Genomic DNA, 19,869 nt, shown 5'->3' with positions numbered 1-19,869 from the left:
GCCCGTTCTTGGCAAGCCCTTCGACCACGCGGGCGATCAGTTCGCCGATCTTGGTGAACTCCGCCGTACCGAACCCGCGCGTGGTGCCCGCCGGACTCCCGAGACGCAGTCCACTGGTAACGAAGGGGCTGCGCGTGTCGAACGGAATGCCGTTTTTGTTGCAGGTGAGGTAGGCGCGATCGAGGCCCTTTTCCGCATCCTTGCCGGTCACGTCCTTCCCAGACAGGTCAACCAGCATCGAATGATTGTCCGTCCCGCCCGAAACGATCCGCAGGCCGTTGTCATCGAGGCTGGCGGCGAGGGCACGCGCATTCTCGACCACGCGGGTGGCGTAGTCGGCAAAGTCGGGACGCAGTGCCTCGCGGAAGGCAACCGCCTTCGCCGCGACGATGTGCATCAGCGGGCCGCCCTGAAGGCCGGGAAACACCGCCATGTTGAGCGGCTTGGTGTACTTCTCGTCATTCCACAGGATCACGCCGGAACGCGGCCCTCTCAACGACTTATGCGTTGTAGTTGTCACGATGTCGCAATGCGGGAAGGGCGAGGGGTGGGCACCGCCTGCCACCAAGCCAGAGATATGGCTCATGTCGCACAGCAGGATCGCGCCCACTTCGTCGGCAATCTTGCGGAATGCCGCAAAGTCCCACACGCGCGAATAGGCGGTGCCGCCGCAGATAATCAGCTTGGGCTTGTGTTCGCGCGCCGTGGCCGCGACCGCGTCCATGTCGATCAGCTCATCATTCTGTCGGACACCATAGGCGACCGGATTGAACCACTTGCCGCTCATGTTGACCGGCGATCCGTGGGTGAGGTGCCCGCCCGAATTGAGATCGAGCCCCATGAAGGTGTCGCCCGGCTGCAGCAACGCAAGGAACACAGCCTGGTTCATCTGCGATCCGCTGTTGGGCTGCACATTGGCGAATTCGCAGCCGAACAGCTCCTTCGCGCGGTCGATAGCCAGCGTCTCGATCACGTCGGCATATTCGCAGCCGCCATAGTAGCGTTTGCCGGGATAGCCCTCTGCATACTTGTTGGTGAAGACGCTGCCCGCAGCCTCCAGCACTGCGCTCGACGCGATATTCTCGGACGCGATCAGCTCGATCTTGTTGCGCTGGCGGCCCAGTTCGCTGTCGATTGCGGCGGCGATTTCGGGGTCCGCATCGGCCAGGCTGTCGTGCCAGAAGCGGGCCATCGGGTCGCGAGTCTGTGCTTCGGGTGCAGTCATCGTTGCCATCGGTCTATGCGCTTTCGGTGACGGGTGGGTGAGAGAGCTTGTCGATACGGCGCTGGTGGCGTGACTGTGAGTCATTGGCGCCCGCGAAGTCGGTATCGAGAAAGGCGGTGACGCAGGCCCTTGCCTGCTCAATCCCGATCAGGCGCGCGCCCATGGCAATGACATTCGCATCATTATGTTCGCGGCTCAGCTGTGCGGAAAGCACTTCGGAAACCAGTGCGCAGCGCACATCGGGGTGTCGGTTGGCCGAGATCGAGATGCCGATCCCGCTGCCGCACAGCGCGATCCCGCGCTCTGCCGTGCCATCGGCGACCACAGCCGCCAGTTTGTACCCGTAATCGGGGTAATCCACGCTGTCGGGCGAGTTCGGGCCGAGGTCCGCGACCTCGTGCCCAAGCTCGACGAGCCACTCGTGCAGCGCCGCCTTCATCTCGAGCGCGGCATGGTCTGAAGCTATCGCGATACGCATGGGCGGGGCATAGTCGACGTGCAGCCGGATCGCCAGCCGCAATCCCCAGTTCTAGTCGACCGAAATGGTACGTGCTTTACCAGATGTTGAAACGTCCACCTCTAGGCTCTTGTGATGCATCAAGAACTTGCCCTCGCCGTGCCGCTCAGCCCGGAATCTCCGATCCAATTCGAAGCCATCGAAAACGACAGCATTACGCGCATCTTGCGGGCGACGCGCAAGCACCTGGGTACCGAGATTGCCTTCGTCGGGCGGTATGTCGAAGGCGATCAGCGCGAACTGATGCATGTCGATACCGATCTAGATCTGCCGATGGGCGCAGGATTTCGTGAGCCGAAAGAGAACAGCTTCTGCTGGCACATTCTCGAAGGCCGCTTGCCCAGCCTCATTCAGGATGCGGCCGATTACCCCTTGGCCAAGACCCTGCCGGTCACCAACATGCTGCCGGTCGGCTGCCACCTTAACGTGCCCCTGCGGCTATCCGACGGCAGTGTTTTTGGCAGTTTCTGCTGCGTAAGTCGTCAGCCAAACCGCACGATTACCGAGCGCGACATTGATGTACTCAAGGCCTTCGGTCAGTTGGCGGCAGAGTTGATCGAAGGTTCGCTGGCACAGGACGAGGAAAACAGCTCGATCTCGAAATCGATCGATGACGTGATCAGTGCCAACGCGGTTTCCGTCGTCATGCAGCCGATTCACCATATCGAGAATGGCGCGGTTGCGGGCTTCGAGTGTCTCACCCGCTTTGCCGATACAAAGGCGCGCGGGCCGGATGTATGGTTCAACAATGCGCGGAGCGTGGGCAAGGGCGTCATGCTGGAAACGCTTGCCGTTGCGCGCGCGCTGGAGGCCGCGAGAAGGCTTCCTGAAGAGGTCTACATTTCGGTCAATGCGTCGCCCGAGACTATCCTGTCCGGATCGCTTGAGGAATTGCTCGCATCATTCGTGGGTCCGCGGATCGTGCTCGAGGTCACCGAACACGAGCGGGTCATCGATTACGCAGCGCTTGGTGCCGCACTGCGAAAAATCTCGCCTTATGCAAGGATTGCCATCGATGATGTAGGCGCCGGCTATGCGGGCTTGCGCCATCTCGTCGATCTCGCTCCTGACATCCTCAAGCTCGACATAAGTCTGACGACAAATATAGACACCGATATTGCCCGTCAGGCGATGGCCACGGCCATTGTCCACTTCGCCGACGCAATTGGCAGCGAGGTGGTGGCGGAAGGAATAGAAACCGAAGACCAGCTCCGCACGCTGCGTTCGTTAGGCGTGGGCTACGGGCAGGGCTATCACTATGCCAAGCCGATGCCCCTCATCGCCGCGAGCCAGTACCTGCTCAAATCCCGGTTCTGAGCGCAGGGCTCAGCCCACGAATATCTACTGATCCAGGAAACTACGCATCTTCCGCGAGCGGCTCGGGTGCTTGAGCTTGCGCAGCGCCTTTGCTTCGATCTGCCGGATACGTTCGCGCGTCACGCTGAACTGCTGGCCGACTTCCTCCAGCGTGTGATCGGTGTTCATCCCGATGCCGAAGCGCATGCGCAGCACGCGTTCCTCGCGCGGAGTAAGTGACGCCAGCACGCGCGTGACGGTTTCCTTGAGGTTGCTCTGGATCGCGGCATCCACCGGGATGATCGCGTTCTTGTCCTCGATGAAGTCGCCCAGGTGCGAATCTTCCTCGTCGCCAATCGGCGTTTCGAGACTGATCGGCTCCTTGGCGATCTTCATCACCTTGCGCACCTTTTCGAGCGGCATCGAAAGCCGCTCGGCCATTTCCTCGGGCGTCGGCTCGCGGCCCTGCTCGTGCAGGAACTGGCGCGAAGTGCGGACCAGCTTGTTGATCGTCTCGATCATGTGGACCGGGATGCGAATCGTGCGGGCCTGGTCGGCGATCGAGCGGGTGATCGCCTGCCGGATCCACCACGTCGCGTAGGTGGAGAACTTGTAGCCGCGGCGATACTCGAACTTGTCGACCGCCTTCATCAGGCCGATGTTCCCTTCCTGGATTAGGTCGAGGAACTGCAGGCCGCGGTTGGTGTATTTCTTGGCAATGGAAATCACGAGGCGCAGGTTCGCCTCCACCATTTCCTTCTTGGCAATGCGCGCCTCGCGCTCGGCCTTCTGGACCATGTTCACGATGCGGCGGAATTCGGGCAGCGCCATGCCGGTCTGGCTGGCAATATCGCCGATTTCCTGACGGATACGCTCGATCGAGTCGGCTTCCTTCTCGGCGAAGGCGGCCCACTTCTTGTCCTTCGTCCGGCTCGACAGCCAGTCATCGTCCAACTCGTTGCCGATATAGGCATCGAGGAAGTCGATCCGCTTGATCTTGTGACGTTCGGCAAGCCGCAGCATCTGGCCACCGAGCGCAGTCAGGCGACGGTTGAAGGCGTAGAGGTTGTCGACCAGGAATTCGATCTTGGTCGCGTGGAACTGCACGCTTTCGACTTCCGCCGTCAGCTGTTCGCGCAAGCCCTCGTATTTCTTTTCCTTGGCGGGGGGAAAGGCCTCGCCGCGGCCGAGCACGTCGACGCGTTCGGCCTGCAGTTTCTCGAACTTGCCGAACAGGTCGGTAATCCGCGCGAACCGTTCCAGCGCATCGGGCTTGAGCGCGGCTTCCATCTGCGCGAGAGACATGGTGTTGTCGTCGTCGTCGTCATCGTCGCGGCGCTTGGTTTCGCCGTCACCGTCTTCGTCGCCGTCCTCATCCGAATTCTCGTCGTCATCGACATCGTCGTCGTCGCGGATGGTCGGTCCGGCGGTTTCTTCGGAAATCTCGCCGCTATCGTCCTCGTTCTCCTCCTCCATCTTGTCGACGGGAGGTTCCTTGGAAAGCATCGCATCGAGATCGAGGATCTCGCGCAGCTGCATCTCGCCTTCGTTCAGCGCGTCGGACCACTGGATGATGGCATGGAAGGTGATCGGGCTCTCGCACAGCCCGATGATCATCGTGTCGCGACCGGCCTCGATGCGTTTCGCGATGGCGATTTCGCCCTCGCGGCTGAGCAGCTCCACCGCGCCCATTTCGCGCAGGTACATGCGCACAGGATCGTCGGTCCGGTCGCCCACGGGCTTCTTGGCCGCAGCCGCAGCGGGCTTGGCGTCCTTCTTGTTGCCCGAATCGGCGGAGATCTCCTCCACCTCGTCCTTCTCAGCCTCGACCTCGTCGTCCGATTCGACGATCTGGACACCCATTTCCGAAATCGCGGACTGGATATCCTCGATCTGGTCGGAACTCATCTCGCCTTGCGGCAGCGCCTCGTTCAGCTCGTCATACGTGACATAGCCGCGCTTCTTCGCCTTGGTGATGAGCTTCTTGATCGATGCCTCGTTGAGGTCGATCAGGGGAGCATCGTCGGTGTCTTTGGTCTTTGCGTCGGACGCCATGGGCTAATGAAAATCCGTTTCCTGGCCGATACGTTCCCCACTTTCCCGCGTGGACGCATCGAAATCTGTGTTTCGAACCGGTTTCGCTCGCGCAATCCGGTCCTTCGCAATTTCCGAAATGTGGTCGTCGAGCCGCTTGATACGCTTCAACAAGCGCTGCTGCTCGGCAATGGCACCTTCGGGGTCAATCTGAAAACGCTCGGTAGCCGCTTTGAGCGCAGCCGCAAGTGCCGGTCTTTCAACCAGCATACCAAGTGCATCGGCCAGATCCTCGCGCGCGGTCGCTGCATCGGTGGCTTCTCCAAGGAAGCCGAGAGCAGAGTGTTCAGCGGACCGGGAGCCCCAGCGCCGGTCGAATATGGCGCTTTCGCTCCGGACTTCAAGCGTTTCGGACCATTCGAGGAAAGGTTCGATCAACAACTGGCTTTCGCGATCGGCCTGGCCCAGTTCGTGGAGCGCCGGTTTGTGGTCTGCAATCAGCTGAGGAAAGGCCACCAGGTGGCGAATGATTTCCGCGAGCAGGGCGGGGCGCGATCCACCGTTGGAGAAGGTTTCCAGGCGCTGGACCAGTGCCCGCGGGACCGGCTCGATCCGCTCCCGGCGCCAATCCTTGCGGGGCTGGAACGGCGCGCTTTCGCGGCTTCTCTCGCGTGGGGGAAAGGCAAAGGCGGAAAACCTGTCGAGCAGGTCGCGCCGGTAGAGCGAGCGGACGTCGGGCTCCTCGATCGTCTCGACATGCGCCAGCAATCGCGCCTTGAGCCCCGCCTTGGCCTCGGGTGTATCGAGCGGGGCGGCACGCGCCTCAAGCGACCACAGCGCTTCCATCAAAGGCTGCGCTTTTTCCAGCACCTGTTCGAAAGCGGCAACACCTTGGGCCTTGATGAGATCGTCCGGGTCGAGCCCGGCGGGCAGCCAAGCGATTTTAAGCGAGTGGCCGGGCCGCAGCAGCGGCAGGGCGCGTTCGATCGCGCGGCGCACGGCGCGCTGGCCAGCGGCATCGCCGTCGAAGCACAGCGTGGGGCAGGGCACGTGGCGCCACAGCTCGGCAATGTGGTTCTCGGTCAGTGCAGTTCCGAGCGGGGCCACGCCTTCTGCGATCCCCGCATTGGCGAGCGCAATCACGTCCATGTAGCCTTCGACGACTACGATCCGCTCGCTCTTGCGTGCCGCCGGGCCCGCGCGGTGGACATTGTAGAGCGTGCGCCCCTTGTCGAACAAAGGCGTCTCGGGCGAGTTGAGGTACTTGGGTGCGCCTTCCTTCGGCGTCAGGATGCGCCCGCCGAACGCGATCACCCGGCCACGCACGTCGTGGATCGGCAGCATCAGCCGGTCGCGGAAGCGGTCGTACGGGTCCTTCCCGTCGATCGCGATGCGAAGCCCACCCTCGACCAGAAATTGCGGCGGCAACGATGCAAGCGCCTTTGGGATGGCCTGCCTCTCGTCGGGCGCGTAGCCGAAGCCGAATTCGCGCATGATTGCTGATGAAAAGCCGCGCTTGGCGAGGTAGTCGCGCGCCACCTGTCCGCGCTGGCTCGCCAGTTCGGACACGAAGAATTCCTGCGCCGCGCCCATCGCATCGTGAAGGCCGGCGCGTTTCTGTGCCCGTTGCGCCTCGCGCGGATCGGGTGCGGGCATGTCCATCCCGGCCTCGGCTGCCAGCTCCTTCACCGCGTCCATGAACTGGAGACCCCGCTGGTCGGTCATCCAGCGGATCACATCGCCATGCGCACCGCACCCAAAGCAGTGGTAGAAGCCCTTCGCATCGTTGACTGTGAAGCTGGGCGTCTTTTCGTCATGGAACGGGCAACACGCCTTCCACTCGTGCCCCGCGCGCTGCAGCTTGGTCGTGCGCATGATGACGCTGGAAAGCGTCACGCGGGTGCGCAGCTGATCGAGCCATTGTGGGGAAAGCGCCATGGTGAGCCCACACTAGCCGTTCGTATCGTGCGAAGTCGAGACACGCTCGTGCGGAGGGCGGGCATAATGGGAAAGGCGGTTCCAATCGCCCGCAATCAAGGCAAGCTTCTTGGCACGCGACCACTTCTTGATCCGCAATTCCGCTTCCAACGCTTCTGAGCGACTCGGAAAATCTTGTGACCACTCGAGTGTGACTGGCTGCCTGCGGCTGGTGAATTCGCAATATCCGCCTGCATGATGCTCGGCCATGCGGCGCTCAAGATCGTCGGTATGGCCGGTATAGAATTTTCCGTCAGCGCAGCTGAGAATATAGCACCAGAAGGCCGTTCACCCACCTATCCGTTCGTGTCGAGCGAAGTCGAGACACTCTGCGCCACCGCCTCTCGACTTCGCTCGAGGCGAACGGGTTTCTATTCGGCATGCCTGCCCGTGATCTAACTCCCGTCATCCTGCTTTGGCGGGAAGGGGCCGGTCGCCATTGCGATCTTTTCGTCGGCGCGCAGCGAATAAGCTTCCGCCGGGCCTTCGGGGGGGAGCGTGCTCTGCCAGAACACCGTGATCGGCTCGCCGGTTTCCCAGCCATCGCCGCCGATCACGCGCCAAGCGAGCGTGCCGTTATCGTCCTGCACCCGGATCTCTCCGTCCGGCCCCAGGGCAGCGGTGGCCTGATCGCGGTCATACCCGATTGCGCCGTTGAAGCCCGATGCGGTGCGTGTGGTGCTGAAGAGGGTGGCCGCCAGCACCTCGTCGAGCCCTACGGGCCGCGTAAACGGCGGATCATTGGGCGCATCGACCCCCGGCCGGATCGTGTGCACATAGGTGTAGACGGTGCCTTCGGGCAGATCCTCGGGATCGCACTCGTCGTACTCGGCCGGACAGGCAACATAGCTGACGATGTCGCCGATGGACCGGCCATCCACCACGATGGAAGCCTCCACTTCGGGGCCCACCGGTCCTTCGATCCTTGCCCCCAGTTCGAGCTCGCCGAAGTCTGCCGCGACGAGCGTGCGCGGCTCGGATGGCGCGTCCGCTTCTGCCTGCGCATCGGGATCGGGCGCGGTATCGGCCTCGGTCGGCTCGGTCGAGCATGCAGCGAGGGATACCGCACACAGACCAAGGGCGATGGCAAATTTCACTGCAACGCCTCTTTCACCCAGCCACTGGTGCGCGTCATGTCCAGCGTGGCGCCATGCCGGCTTTTCAGCTCCGCCATCACCTTGCCCATATCCTTGATGCTGGCGGCGCCGGTATCGGCCTTCGCCTGCTCGATGGCGGCCTTCGTTTCGGCCTCGTCCATCTGCTTGGGCAGGAATTCCTCGATCACGGCCAGCTCGGCCTCTTCCTGCGCGGCCAGCTCGTCGCGCCCGCCATCGCGGTACATCGCAATCGATTCCTTGCGCTGCTTGGCCATCTTCAGCAGCACATCGGTGACGATCTCGTCATCTTCGCCCTTCTTCTCCGAAGTGCGCAGCTCGATATCCCGGTCCTTGATCTTGGCCTGGATCAGGCGGAGCGCGGCCGTACGCTCCTTGTTGCCGCCTTTCATCGCGGCGATGACTTCCTTCTGGATCGTCTCGCGTATCATGGTTTCCGTTATGTCCTTGCGTCTTATTCAAGAGACGTGCGGCTATAACAAATGTTCCTGTGGGCGGGAGGGGGTTCTGCCGCTTGACGGTCGGGAACCACACGCCTAGCCCGATGGCTTAGCGCACATCGCCGGAAACACTTTAGGAACGGACAGGCCCATGGCTTCAGCCGAGATTACCCCTGCGCAACCCGATGGCGCGACCGGACTGCTCCTGCTGGCCGATGGCACTGCCCTGTGGGGGATCGGCTGCGGGGCGGAAGGCAGCGCGGTGGGCGAGGTGTGCTTCAACACTTCGATGACCGGGTATCAGGAAGTGATGACCGACCCGAGCTATGCCGGGCAGATCGTCACCTTCACATTCCCGCATATCGGCAATGTCGGCGCGAACCCGGAAGATATCGAGAGCAAGGTGGAAAGCGCGCTCGGCTGCATCATGCGCGAGGTGCCTACGGGGCCGAGCAATTTTCGCTCTACCCACGATCTCGATGGCTGGCTGAAGGATCAGGGCAAGATCGGGCTGGCGGGCGTGGATACCCGCGCACTGACGCGGCTGATCCGCCTGAACGGCGCGCCCAATGCAGTGATTGCGCATGCGGCGGATGGCGTGTTCGACCTCGACGCGCTGCTGGCCAAGGCGCGAGACTGGGCCGGGCTAGAGGGCATGGACCTCGCCCGCCGGGTGAGCCGCAAGGCGCACGAGGGCTGGCGCGGCGGCCACTGGGAGCTGGGCAAGGGCTATGGCGAGGGCGGGGCGGAGAAGCCCCACGTCGTCGCGATCGATTACGGCGCGAAGGACAACATTTTCCGCCAGCTGGTCCGCGCAGGCGCGCGGGTGACGGTGGTGCCGGCGGAGACTTCGCTGGAGGATGTGCTGGCGCTTTCGCCCGATGGCGTGTTCCTCTCCAACGGTCCGGGCGATCCGGCCGCGACCGGAGCCTATGCGGTGCCGGTAATCCAGGGCCTGCTGGAGCGCGACGTGCCGATCTTCGGCATCTGCCTCGGCCACCAGCTCCTAGGCCTCGCGGCGGGCGCGAAGACGAGCAAGATGTTCCAGGGCCACCGCGGCGCGAACCATCCCGTCCAGCGTGTCGGCGAAGCATGGGGCGAGGCGACCGGGCTGGTCGAGATCACCAGCATGAACCACGGCTTCGCGGTCGACGGCGACTCGCTGCCCGCAGGCGTCGAGCAGACGCACGTCTCGCTGTTCGACGGCACCAATTGCGGGATCGCGATTACGGGGAAGCGGGCGTTCGGGGTGCAGTATCATCCGGAGGCGAGCCCCGGCCCGCAGGACAGCTTCTACCTGTTCGAGAAATTCGTGGGGATGCTGGGGTGACTTACGCTTTTCGAATTCTAGTTTCAGCCTCGCTACTGACGATGATTCCTGCATGCTCAAACGAAAAATCCATGGCCGATCCGGCAAAAGAAGCCACCCATTCTCCTGATTTGAAGCTTAGTAACGAGGTTTTACAATCGTTGGCTACGTGCGGCATTGACGCGCAGAAAATCCGCTGGTGTGAAGAATGCGGCTATTTAACGCTTCATGGAATTCCCGAGGAAAAAGCAGGTCCCATACAATCTTGCCTTTCCGAAGAAAGAACGCGCCGACGGATTCCACTCATCTATATTCGGACCAATGACGCTTAAATGTCTAAACGCACTGACACTTCCTCCATCATCGCCAACGGTGTGGGGCCGCTGAGCGGCTTCACCCTATTTGAGAAATTCGTGGGGATGCAGGGATGAGAAATCTCTTACAAGTTCTGATCGGTGGCTTCGTACTTCTGTGGACCCAAGCCCCGGCTGCAGCGCAAACTGACGAATGGTTTGTGGGCTCACACCCCGAATATCATGCAGCAATGGTGCGAGACCTCGATGGAATTTTCGTAGCCATCTATGTCGCTAGGGAGCCATCGATTTATGCATCACCCTTGCTTATGGAAACGATAGCTCCAGCGTGCGGCACGGAGCGGCCAGTCGAGCTCCACAGCACAGGAGCCGTCATGGCGTTCGGTGAGACCGCTGCGGACAGACTCACCGAGGTCCGGCAGGCGGTCCGATCTTTCTTTGATCGACACGTCGAAGATTGCCCAGCCGCCGCAGATTTAGAATCCCGGTTCTTTTATCGCTTTGACGATGCCTACCTCGCAACCGACGCACTCCTTTTGGAAGCTGGCGTGTTTCCTCTCAGCAACCCATTTGAAGACAGCGCCGAGCAGGCAAGCGAACCAGAAGGCCAATAATGCCCAAACGTACCGACATTTCCTCCATCCTCGTCATCGGCGCAGGCCCCATTATCATCGGGCAGGCGTGCGAGTTCGATTACTCGGGCACGCAGGCGATCAAGGCGCTGAAGGAGGAGGGCTACCGTGTCATCCTCGTCAATTCGAACCCGGCGACGATTATGACCGATCCCGAGTTCGCCGACGCGACCTATATCGAGCCGATCACGCCCGAGGTGGTCGAGAAGATCATCGCCAAGGAAAAGCCCGACGCGCTGCTGCCGACAATGGGCGGGCAGACCGCGCTCAACTGCGCGCTCAAGCTGTTCGAAAGCGGCGCACTGGAGAAGCACGGCGTGCAGATGATCGGCGCAGATGCCGACGCGATCGACAAGGCGGAGAACCGCCAGCGCTTCCGCGAGGCGATGGACAAGATCGGCCTCGAATCCGCGCGCAGCGGAGTTGCCAAGACGGTCGACGAGGCTTTTGCCGTGCTCGAACGCACCGGGCTCCCCTCGATCATCCGCCCCAGCTTTACCCTGGGCGGGACGGGCGGCGGGATCGCCTACAACAAGTCCGAGTTCGAGCGGATCGTGCGCGAAGGGCTCGACGCCTCGCCCACCACCGAGGTGCTGATCGAGGAATCGCTGCTCGGGTGGAAAGAATACGAGATGGAGGTTGTCCGCGATCGCAAGGACAACTGCATCATCATCTGCTCGATCGAAAACGTCGATCCGATGGGCGTGCACACAGGCGATTCCATCACCGTCGCGCCCGCGCTGACGCTTACCGACAAGGAATACCAGATCATGCGCTCCGCCAGCATCGCGGTGCTGCGCGAGATCGGGGTCGAGACGGGCGGGTCGAACGTGCAGTTCGCGGTCAATCCGGCGGACGGCCGCCTGATCGTGATCGAGATGAACCCGCGTGTCTCGCGCTCCTCGGCATTGGCGTCGAAGGCCACAGGCTTCCCCATCGCGCGCGTAGCGGCAAAGCTGGCGGTGGGCTACACGCTCGACGAGATCACCAACGAGATCACCGGCGCGACCCCGGCCAGCTTCGAACCGACCATCGACTACGTCGTCACCAAGATCCCGCGCTTCGCATTCGAGAAGTTCAAGGGTGCAGAACCCGTCCTCTCCACCGCGATGAAGTCGGTCGGAGAGGTGATGGCCATTGGCCGCAACTTTGCCGAAAGCCTGCAGAAGGCCTTGCGCGGGCTTGAGACCGGTCTGGACGGGCTAGACCCCGTTGAAGAACTGCTCGATGCGTCTGAAGACCAGGTCATCGCTGCGATCAGCCGCCGGACTCCGTCCCGCCTGCTCGGCATCGGGCAGGCGTTCCGTGCCGGTATCCCGTTCGAAACGATCCGCGAGACTACCACCTACGATCCGTGGTTCCTGCGCCAGATCGAAGCGATTATCGCTGCCGAAAAGCAGGTTGCCGAGGACGGACTGCCGCGCGAAGCTGCGGACCTCCGCAAGCTGAAATCGCTCGGTTTTTCCGATGCGCAACTCGCGCGGTTGGCGGTGCAATCGGTCGGCGCGGCACGCGGTGCCGAGGCCGCGCGCTCGGGCCTGTTGCATGATGCGATGCAGGCGATGGCGGGCGCGACCAGCGCCACCGAGGTGCGCAAGTTGCGCCACAAGCTGGGCGTGCTCCCGGTCTACAAGCGGATCGACTCCTGCGCCGCCGAGTTCGAGGCGGTGACGCCCTACATGTACTCGACCTACGAGGCGCCTGCCTTCGGCGCTCCGGCAGACGAAGCCGACCCTTCCGACCGCAAGAAAATCGTGATCCTGGGCGGCGGGCCCAATCGGATCGGGCAGGGCATCGAATTCGACTATTGCTGCGTCCACGCCTGCTTCGCGCTGAGCGAGGCCGGGTTCGAGACGATCATGGTCAACTGCAACCCGGAGACGGTCTCCACCGATTACGACACGTCCGACCGGCTCTATTTCGAGCCGCTGACCGCCGAAGACGTGCTCGAGATCCTCGGCCGCGAAATGGTCAAAGGCGAGTTGGTCGGCGTGATCGTCCAGTTCGGCGGACAGACCCCGCTCAAGCTGGCGCAGGCGCTGGAGGACGAGGGGATCCCGATCCTCGGCACTTCGCCCGACGCCATCGACCTGGCCGAAGACCGCGAGCGGTTTGCCAAGCTGGTCAACAAGCTGAAACTCAAGCAGCCGGACAACGGCATCGCCAAGAGCCGCGACGAAGCCGCCGCTGCCGCGCGCACCATCGGCTATCCGGTGCTGCTGCGCCCCTCCTACGTGCTCGGTGGCAGCGCGATGCAGGTGGTCGATTCCGAAGCCCAGCTGGACGACTACATCGCCAGCGCGGTGAAGGTGTCGGGCGAGAGCCCGGTGCTGATCGACCAGTACCTGCGCGATGCGATCGAATGCGATGTCGACGTGTTGTGCGACGGCACCGACATCGTGGTCGCGGGCGTGATGCAGCACGTGGAGGAAGCGGGCGTGCACTCGGGCGACAGCGCCTGCACGCTGCCGCCATACTCGCTGTCCGCCGAAGTGGTCGAAGAGATCGAGCGTCAGTCCGAAGCGCTGGCGCGCGAGCTCAAGGTCGTCGGCCTCATGAACGCCCAGTTCGCGGTGAAGGACGACGAGATATACCTGATCGAGGTCAACCCGCGCGCAAGCCGTACGGTGCCCTTCGTCGCCAAGACCATCGGCCAGCCCATCGCCAAGTTCGCATCGCGGATCATGGCGGGCGAGAAGCTGGCCGACCTGCCGGAAATCACGCGCGAGCTTGACTATGTCGCGGTGAAGGAAGCGGTCTTCCCGTGGGGGCGCTTCCCCGGAGTAGACCCGGTCCTCAGCCCCGAAATGAAATCGACCGGCGAGGTGATGGGGCTGGACCAGGATTTCGCGATGGCTTTCGCCAAGGCGCAGCTGGGTGCCGGCATGATGCTGCCGAGCGAGGGCAGGGCCTTCGTTTCGGTGAAAGACAGCGACAAGGCGAAGATCGTCGATGCGGTTCGCGGATTGGTGGATCTGGGGTTCGAAATCATCGCGACCGGCGGCACGCACGACTATATCGTCGACCAGGGCCTTCCCGTGACGCAGGTTAACAAGGTCGCGCAGGGACGCCCGCATATTGTGGACCGGATCATCGATGGCGATATCGACCTGATCCTCAATACGACCGAGGGTTGGCAGTCGCTGCGGGATAGCCAGTCGATCCGCGCCAGCGCGCTGGAACACAAGGTGCCATACTTCACCACGGCCTCTGCCGGGCGCGCGGCTGTGGAAGCGATGAGTGCGCTCAAATCGCACACGCTTGAAGTTCGCTCGCTCCAGTCCTATTATTCTGCGACCTGACGACAGTACTTTTCCCGAAAATCCACTTCGTCCCATCCGCCCCGCAAGGGCGCGGCGAAGATCGGACTTTCGGACAAGGCGCTGCCGGGCAGGGCAAACAGGATAGATCGGGGGTACCCATGGAAAAAGTTCCGATGCTGGCAGAAGGTTACGAGCGGCTGACGGCCGACCTCAAAGCCCTGCGCGCGGAACGTCCGAAAATCGTCGACGCGATCGAAGAAGCGCGCGCACATGGCGATCTTTCGGAGAATGCCGAATATCACGCCGCCAAGGAACGGCAGGGCCAGGTCGAGGCGCAGATTGCCGAGATCGAGGACCGCGTGACGCGTGCGCAGATCATCGATCCGCAGACGCTGAGTGGCGACAAGGTGGTGTTCGGTGCAACCGTTACCTTGCTCGACGAGGACGACAAGCCGGTGAAGTACCAGATCGTCGGCCAGACCGAGGCGGACGCGAAATCGGGCCGCATCTCTTACAATTCTCCGCTGGGCCGCGCGCTGATCGGCAAGAAGGTTGGCGAAGAGATCGAGGTGACCGTACCGTCGGGCGACAAGTTCTACCTGCTCGACAAGATCGAATTCGTGTGAGGCCTACCTCCCCCTCCTTTTCAAAGGAGGGGGGTTGGGGGTGGTTGCGCGACCGCCGGGTCGCATTTCGTCTCGGCACCACCCCACTGCGCGTAAGGCAGCAAGCTGCCAACGCTCGTTGCCCCTCCTCTGAAGAGGAGGGGTGTTATACGGCCAGCGCCTTCTCCATCGCGAAATTGTGGATCGCAACACCGTCGATCTCAAAATCGCGGCGCTGCGAGACGCGGTAGCCTGCGCGCTCGAAAGCGGGGCGGGCCAGCTCGCTCGCCTCAGTGTAGAGCCGCGCCGCGCCTGAATTTCGCGCGGCAATCTCGGCTTCGGCGAGCAGGGTTTCGGCCAGACCCTTCCGGGTATGATCCGGATCGCAATAGAGGTGGTCCAGATGCCCGTCGCGTTCGAGCAGGGCATAGGCGCAGGGGCGGTCTGCATCGTCGACGCAGACCAAGATCAGCTGGCCTGCTTCCGCACTTTCCAGATAACGCTCCGCATCGCCGTGCCGGGCGCGCCAGGCCGCAACTTGCTCTGCGGAATAGGCGCACGGACCGATTATCTCGATGGCCCGCACAGCCAATTTGGCCAGCGCATCCGCATCCTCGTTGCGAAACGGGCGGATGCGATAACGCATTGTCCGCTCAGACCGCAGGCTCGAGCAGCTTGTGGATATGGACGATCACATATTTCATCTCGGCATCGTCGACTGTGCGCTGCGCGTTGGACCGCCAGGCATCCTCGGCCTGTTCGTAGCTGCTGAACACACCGACGACATGAATGCTCTCCGGGTCCTGAAATTCGACCGAGCGTGGATCCTTGACGCGGCCTCCCATGACGAGATGGAGCCGTTGTTGGGTGGTGGTTTCCTGTACCTGATTGTCGGACATCGGGGGAATCTCCGTTGAACATGAAAAAGCCCGCACGCATTAGCGCGAGCGGGCTTTCTTACAAGGGCCGGGACCCTTTAAACGGGTCTGGCGATCAGAAAGGCAGCGCGGAGCGCAGGTCGCGGTAACCGCGGCCCGTCTTGCGTGCTGCACGGCGACCGGCATGGCGAGCCGCATCCTTCTGCCGTTCCGCAAAATAGTGCGCGTTACGGCGCGCGGCACGGCCGCCGAATGCAATATCATCGCCAAAATCGACCAGGCGATCCCCGCCGTGGCGGGTCGCATCGCCGACACGGGTGGCCATGCCACCAGCATAAGCCATGCCGAGATCGAGCAGGTGATCGGCGAAGCCGACCGCGCGACCGGTCAGTTCGCGTCCACGCGTGGTGCGCGAGCCGATGGCGAGCCCGACCAGCGCGACGACGCTGACGGTCAGGATCGGGTGTGTCTTGACGAACTGCGTCGCATTGTCGGTCGCCTCACGGGCGATATCGGCAATCCCGCGTTCCTCATTGCGGCGCTCGCTCTCTTCGATCTTGCGGCGTAGCTCGTCGCGTTGTTCCTGGGTGCTCATGGTGGTTCTCCAAACCTCGAAAATTATGCCTCTTCTATGTAGCGCCCGGATCGCCCGAGAGTTCCGGCGTACGGGCGCCTGTCAGTCGATTTCGTCCCAGGCATAGTCGTCTTCGTCGTCCCGTGCGCCTGAGCCGCCGCCCAGCGCCCACCAGCCGACGATCATCGCCAGGATTGCGCCGATGCCGTAGGATGCCGGCTTGTGCTTCTCGGCCAGCTCCATGCCTTCCTCGACGATGTCGGCGGTGCCCAGCGCCGCCGAGCTGGCAATCCGGGCGACAATGCCCTTCTCGCGCAAGTCGCCGCGCAGGTGGGCGATATCGTCTTTGACGAGGGCAAGTGCAGCATCGCGCAGCGCACGATCCTCTGCCAGCTGCCGGGCCCTGCGGCTCATTCCCTGTCTCCGTCGAATACCTTGGTAATCCGCTTGAACCTTCCGCGGGCCATCAGTGCGAGAAGAATGCCAAGAACGGTCAATGCACCGACCACCAGGCCCATCGCGCCGAAAGCGCCCAGAAAAGGTTCCAACGCGATGATCAGGCCGACGACGAGGCCGAGCAGCGCGAGGTGGAGCAGGCCCATCGCCGCCATTGCAAACACGATACCGGACTTGCTCTCATGCGCGGCAAAGGTTGCGCGCGATTTCTGGAAGGCGACCTCCGCCTCCAGATAGGTCCGCCCGTCCTCGTACAGCGCGTAAGCATCGTCAAACAAAGAGCCCAAAGGCTCTTCGTCGGCCCGTGTGGACTCCGAATGAGGCGAGCCTGCCGGGTCGTGGGACGCGGCAGGCTCCTGATTTTCATGGTGTTCCGGCACAGACCCTCCTTAGCCGGATCGCCTTAGCGACGGAACAGACGGGCGAGGATATATCCGCCGACCGCCGCGATACCGACCGACAGGCCGGGGTTCTTGCGGACGAAATCGCGGGCCTCGTCGCCCAGTTCCTCGTAAGACTTGGTATCGATGTGGGTAGCGGCATCTTGCAGACCACGAGCCGCGTTGCGGGCATGGTCGCCGTATTTGGGGCCGAAATTGTCGTCGATCTTGGCCGCATTCTCGGCCACGACCTTGCTGAGCGAGGTCAGGGCTTCGCTGGCCTTGTGCTTGCCCTCGACGGCAAGTTCGCCGCCTTTGGCCTTCGCCTGCTCGGCATATTCGCTGCCCTTGACCTTGGCCTGTTCCTTGTAGGCTTCGGCTCGCTGGCCAGCCTCGCCGCGCAAGGCCTGGGCGCCGGCCTTGGCTTCGTCGAGCGCGGAATTGAAGCGCGACTTCGCCTCATCCACACCGGCGGCACTTTCTGCACTTGCGGAACCCGTTGCAGCGCCTGCAGCATCGGTTTTGAGCGGAACGGCGCTGGTGGTCTCGTTGGTCTTGTCGTCAATAGCCATGGGTTTTCCCTCTTTTCGCAATAGATTTCGACAGGCCAAAGCTGGCGCCGTCCTCAATTGTGCAACGCACCTTGCAAGGGTTCGTTCCACCGCATAAGCCGCCCAGCAGCTGGGGCCGGGGGCATGTTTCCGAGCCCGAAATAGCACGTTCCGACCGGAGGTTCCATGACTGCCATAATCGATCTGCATGCGCGCGAAATTCTCGACAGCCGGGGGAATCCAACCGTCGAAGTGGATTGCCTGCTCGAAGATGGCAGCTTCGGCCGTGCTGCAGTGCCCTCTGGTGCCTCGACCGGGGCGCATGAGGCGGTGGAGCTGCGCGATGGCGATGGCGACCGTTACCTGGGCAAGGGTGTGCAGCAGGCCATAGGGGCGGTGAACGGCGAGATCGCCGATGCGCTGCTGGGCATCGACGCCGAGGACCAGCGCGATGTCGATACGATGCTGATCGCCCTCGATGGCACGGCGAACAAGGCGCGACTGGGAGCGAATGCGCTGCTGGGCACCAGCCTTGCCATCGCCAAGGCCGGAGCGAATGCCCGTGGACTGCCCCTGTGGAGCTATGTCGGCGGAGTATCCGCACACGTTCTTCCGGTGCCGATGATGAACATCATCAATGGCGGCGAACATGCGGACAACCCGATCGACATCCAGGAATTCATGATCATGCCGGTCGGCGCGGAGAGCCTGGCCGAAGCGGTGCGGTGGGGCGCGGAAGTGTTCCACACGCTGAAGAAGGAATTGTCGGCGCGCGGCCTTTCCACCTCGGTCGGTGACGAGGGTGGCTTTGCGCCTGACATCGCCAGCACGCGCGCAGCGCTCGACCTGATCATGCAGTCGATAGAAAAGGCCGGGTTCGCCCCGGGCACCGACATCGTACTCGCGCTCGATTGCGCATCGACCGAGTTCTTCAAGGACGGCAAGTATGTGCTGTCCGGCGAAGATGCGACCTTGGGCGGAGCCGGGATGGCGGACTACCTCGCCGCGCTATGCGCCGATTACCCGATCCGTTCGATCGAAGACGGGATGGCGGAAGACGATTTCGAAGGCTGGAAGGCGCTGACCGACAAGGTCGGTGACATGGTCCAGCTGGTGGGTGACGACCTGTTCGTGACGAACCCTGCGCGCCTGCGCGACGGGATCGCCCAGGGGCTCGCCAATTCGCTGCTGGTGAAGGTCAACCAGATCGGCACGCTTTCGGAGACGCTGGACGCGGTCGATATCGCACACCGTGCCGGTTACACGGCGGTGATGAGCCACCGTTCGGGCGAAACGGAAGATGCGACCATCGCCGATCTCGCGGTTGCGACCAATTGCGGGCAGATCAAGACCGGCAGCCTCGCCCGGTCGGACCGGCTGGCCAAGTACAACCAGCTGATCCGGATCGAGGAAGAGCTGGGCGACAGCGCGCACTATGCGGGCCACGCCTGCTTCGGGCGCCTGTCTCGCTAAGATGCAGTGTGAGTCCCGGCGAAAGCTGGGACCTCAAACGGAGTAGCGCTTCGATTGTTGGAAATTCCAGCGTCCGCTGGGATTCACGAATGCGGCTCCGCACCATCACTGCGGTTCTTCGGGTGGAACCAGTATTGCCACACACCCCAGGCGTTGATGCACAGTAGCACGCCGTTCATCGCCGCCAGGGGGATCGCGTTGGACGTCAGCCCGATATAGACCCACAGCGCCGCGACCACACAAAACAGGACGAAGCCATAGGCGCTTGCCCGTCTCCCCAGATCGAAGGCGAGGAGCGATGCGGCGATGATCGTGCCAATCGAGGCAATCCATTCGAGCGGGCCATTCATGACCACCTAATCCATTAGGGTGCGATCCGTTTCGCAACTACGCAAAGGTTAGCCTTACCGAGCGAACTTGCCCGCAATATCGAGCAACGCCATCGCTGCCTGCGCCGCCTCGCCGCCCTTGTTCTTCTGCGCGGGATCGGCCCGGACCTGCGCTTGGATTTCGTTCTCGACCGTCAGGATGCCGTTGCCGATGGCGATCCCGTCCATCGTCAGCGCCATAATTGCGCGTGCGCTTTCGCCCGCGACAATCTCAAAGTGATAGGTCTCGCCCCGGATCACGACGCCGATGGCAACGAAACCGTCATACTGGCCGCTCTCTGCCGCGAGCGCGATGGCGCCGGGGATTTCGAGCGCGCCTGGCACGGTCAGGACATCCACCTCGTGCCCCGCACCGGTCAGGGCGGCGCGCGCACCCACGATCAGCTTGTCATTCAGCTCTGCGTAGAAACGCGCCTCGACGATAAGGAAACGGGTCATGCT

Annotated in this window: 22 protein-coding genes; 7 read left to right on the top strand and 15 right to left on the bottom strand. The window is 62.6% G+C overall.

Annotated elements, in window-relative coordinates; all coding sequences use genetic code 11:
- On the bottom strand, positions 1-1,234 hold a 1,234-nt coding region (glyA, locus tag ACEQXE_RS00910), incomplete at its 3' end, for a serine hydroxymethyltransferase (protein WP_370177006.1).
- A gap of 4 nt (positions 1,235-1,238) precedes the next feature.
- Positions 1,239-1,703 (bottom strand): ribose 5-phosphate isomerase B, encoded by a 465-nt coding sequence (rpiB, locus tag ACEQXE_RS00905; RefSeq protein WP_370177011.1) that lies wholly within the window; start codon positions 1,701-1,703, stop codon positions 1,239-1,241.
- Between the two features lie 114 nt (positions 1,704-1,817).
- Between rpiB and ACEQXE_RS00900 the strand changes: the two genes are divergently transcribed.
- Positions 1,818-3,059, top strand: a complete 1,242-nt coding sequence (locus tag ACEQXE_RS00900) for an EAL domain-containing protein (RefSeq protein WP_370177005.1) — start codon at positions 1,818-1,820, stop codon at positions 3,057-3,059.
- Positions 3,060-3,083: 24 nt separating this feature from the next.
- Here the strand turns inward: ACEQXE_RS00900 and rpoD are convergent, their stop codons facing one another.
- The 5 genes from rpoD to ACEQXE_RS00875 all read right to left on the bottom strand — a co-directional run bounded on the left by rpoD (position 3,084) and on the right by ACEQXE_RS00875 (position 8,595).
- Entirely contained in the window at positions 3,084-5,093 is a 2,010-nt protein-coding gene (rpoD, locus tag ACEQXE_RS00895) for an RNA polymerase sigma factor RpoD (protein ID WP_370177004.1), read from the bottom strand.
- A 3-nt stretch (positions 5,094-5,096) separates the two neighbouring features.
- Complete coding sequence (gene dnaG / locus ACEQXE_RS00890; protein ID WP_370177003.1) at positions 5,097-7,010, bottom strand: DNA primase; 1,914 nt, start codon at positions 7,008-7,010, stop codon at positions 5,097-5,099.
- Positions 7,011-7,022: 12 nt separating this feature from the next.
- Complete coding sequence (locus ACEQXE_RS00885; RefSeq protein ID WP_370177010.1) at positions 7,023-7,319, bottom strand: GIY-YIG nuclease family protein; 297 nt, start codon at positions 7,317-7,319, stop codon at positions 7,023-7,025.
- A 125-nt stretch (positions 7,320-7,444) separates the two neighbouring features.
- Positions 7,445-8,146 (bottom strand): hypothetical protein, encoded by a 702-nt coding sequence (locus ACEQXE_RS00880; protein WP_370177002.1) that lies wholly within the window; start codon positions 8,144-8,146, stop codon positions 7,445-7,447.
- Entirely contained in the window at positions 8,143-8,595 is a 453-nt protein-coding gene (locus ACEQXE_RS00875; protein WP_370177001.1) for a GatB/YqeY domain-containing protein, read from the bottom strand. Before ACEQXE_RS00875 ends, ACEQXE_RS00880 begins: the two co-directional genes overlap by 4 nt.
- A gap of 160 nt (positions 8,596-8,755) precedes the next feature.
- On the opposite strand from ACEQXE_RS00875, the gene carA reads away from it, so the two are divergent.
- The 5 genes from carA to greA all read left to right on the top strand — a co-directional run bounded on the left by carA (position 8,756) and on the right by greA (position 14,748).
- Positions 8,756-9,934, top strand: a complete 1,179-nt coding sequence (gene carA / locus ACEQXE_RS00870; RefSeq protein ID WP_370177000.1) for a glutamine-hydrolyzing carbamoyl-phosphate synthase small subunit — start codon at positions 8,756-8,758, stop codon at positions 9,932-9,934.
- A 71-nt stretch (positions 9,935-10,005) separates the two neighbouring features.
- The gene (locus ACEQXE_RS00865; protein ID WP_370176999.1) at positions 10,006-10,245 is read left to right on the top strand and encodes a hypothetical protein; all 240 of its coding nucleotides are present in this window, start codon (positions 10,006-10,008) and stop codon (positions 10,243-10,245) included.
- A gap of 356 nt (positions 10,246-10,601) precedes the next feature.
- Entirely contained in the window at positions 10,602-10,841 is a 240-nt protein-coding gene (locus ACEQXE_RS00860) for a hypothetical protein (RefSeq protein WP_370176998.1), read from the top strand.
- Complete coding sequence (gene carB, locus ACEQXE_RS00855; protein WP_370176997.1) at positions 10,841-14,161, top strand: carbamoyl-phosphate synthase large subunit; 3,321 nt, start codon at positions 10,841-10,843, stop codon at positions 14,159-14,161. Before ACEQXE_RS00860 ends, carB begins: the two co-directional genes overlap by 1 nt.
- Before the next feature lie 119 nt (positions 14,162-14,280).
- Positions 14,281-14,748: a transcription elongation factor GreA gene (gene greA, locus ACEQXE_RS00850; RefSeq protein WP_370176996.1), complete on the top strand. Its 468-nt coding sequence runs from the start codon at positions 14,281-14,283 to the stop codon at positions 14,746-14,748.
- 145 nt (positions 14,749-14,893) lie between these two features.
- Here the strand turns inward: greA and ACEQXE_RS00845 are convergent, their stop codons facing one another.
- The 6 genes from ACEQXE_RS00845 to ACEQXE_RS00820 form a co-directional block, all read right to left on the bottom strand.
- Positions 14,894-15,373, bottom strand: a complete 480-nt coding sequence (locus ACEQXE_RS00845; RefSeq protein ID WP_370176995.1) for a GNAT family N-acetyltransferase — start codon at positions 15,371-15,373, stop codon at positions 14,894-14,896.
- 7 nt (positions 15,374-15,380) lie between these two features.
- Positions 15,381-15,626, bottom strand: coding sequence for a DUF4170 domain-containing protein (locus ACEQXE_RS00840; RefSeq protein ID WP_370176994.1), 246 nt, complete (start codon positions 15,624-15,626; stop codon positions 15,381-15,383).
- A 94-nt stretch (positions 15,627-15,720) separates the two neighbouring features.
- Entirely contained in the window at positions 15,721-16,200 is a 480-nt protein-coding gene (locus tag ACEQXE_RS00835; RefSeq protein ID WP_370176993.1) for a hypothetical protein, read from the bottom strand.
- 81 nt (positions 16,201-16,281) lie between these two features.
- Positions 16,282-16,593, bottom strand: a complete 312-nt coding sequence (locus tag ACEQXE_RS00830; RefSeq protein WP_370176992.1) for a hypothetical protein — start codon at positions 16,591-16,593, stop codon at positions 16,282-16,284.
- The gene (locus ACEQXE_RS00825; protein ID WP_370176991.1) at positions 16,590-16,913 is read right to left on the bottom strand and encodes a phage holin family protein; all 324 of its coding nucleotides are present in this window, start codon (positions 16,911-16,913) and stop codon (positions 16,590-16,592) included. Before ACEQXE_RS00825 ends, ACEQXE_RS00830 begins: the two co-directional genes overlap by 4 nt.
- A gap of 125 nt (positions 16,914-17,038) precedes the next feature.
- A complete protein-coding gene (locus ACEQXE_RS00820) occupies positions 17,039-17,587 on the bottom strand; it encodes a hypothetical protein (RefSeq protein WP_370176990.1) in 549 nt (182 codons plus the stop codon).
- A 165-nt stretch (positions 17,588-17,752) separates the two neighbouring features.
- On the opposite strand from ACEQXE_RS00820, the gene eno reads away from it, so the two are divergent.
- On the top strand, positions 17,753-19,039 hold the full coding sequence (eno, locus tag ACEQXE_RS00815; RefSeq protein WP_370176989.1) for a phosphopyruvate hydratase: 1,287 nt from the start codon (positions 17,753-17,755) through the stop codon (positions 19,037-19,039).
- 83 nt (positions 19,040-19,122) lie between these two features.
- Here eno and ACEQXE_RS00810 read toward each other — a convergent pair whose 3' ends face one another.
- Both ACEQXE_RS00810 and ribH read right to left on the bottom strand, forming a co-directional pair.
- Positions 19,123-19,389: a hypothetical protein gene (locus ACEQXE_RS00810; RefSeq protein ID WP_370176988.1), complete on the bottom strand. Its 267-nt coding sequence runs from the start codon at positions 19,387-19,389 to the stop codon at positions 19,123-19,125.
- Positions 19,390-19,443: 54 nt separating this feature from the next.
- Positions 19,444-19,866 (bottom strand): 6,7-dimethyl-8-ribityllumazine synthase, encoded by a 423-nt coding sequence (gene ribH / locus ACEQXE_RS00805; protein ID WP_370176987.1) that lies wholly within the window; start codon positions 19,864-19,866, stop codon positions 19,444-19,446.
- Between the last annotated feature and the right edge of the window lie 3 nt (positions 19,867-19,869).

The sequence above is a fragment of the Alteriqipengyuania sp. genome (genome assembly GCF_964222115.1).
Classification (GTDB): Bacteria; Pseudomonadota; Alphaproteobacteria; order Sphingomonadales; family Sphingomonadaceae; genus Alteriqipengyuania.
The sequence above is the reverse complement of the archived record's forward strand: the minus strand, read 5'-3'. Positions and strand labels throughout refer to the sequence as shown.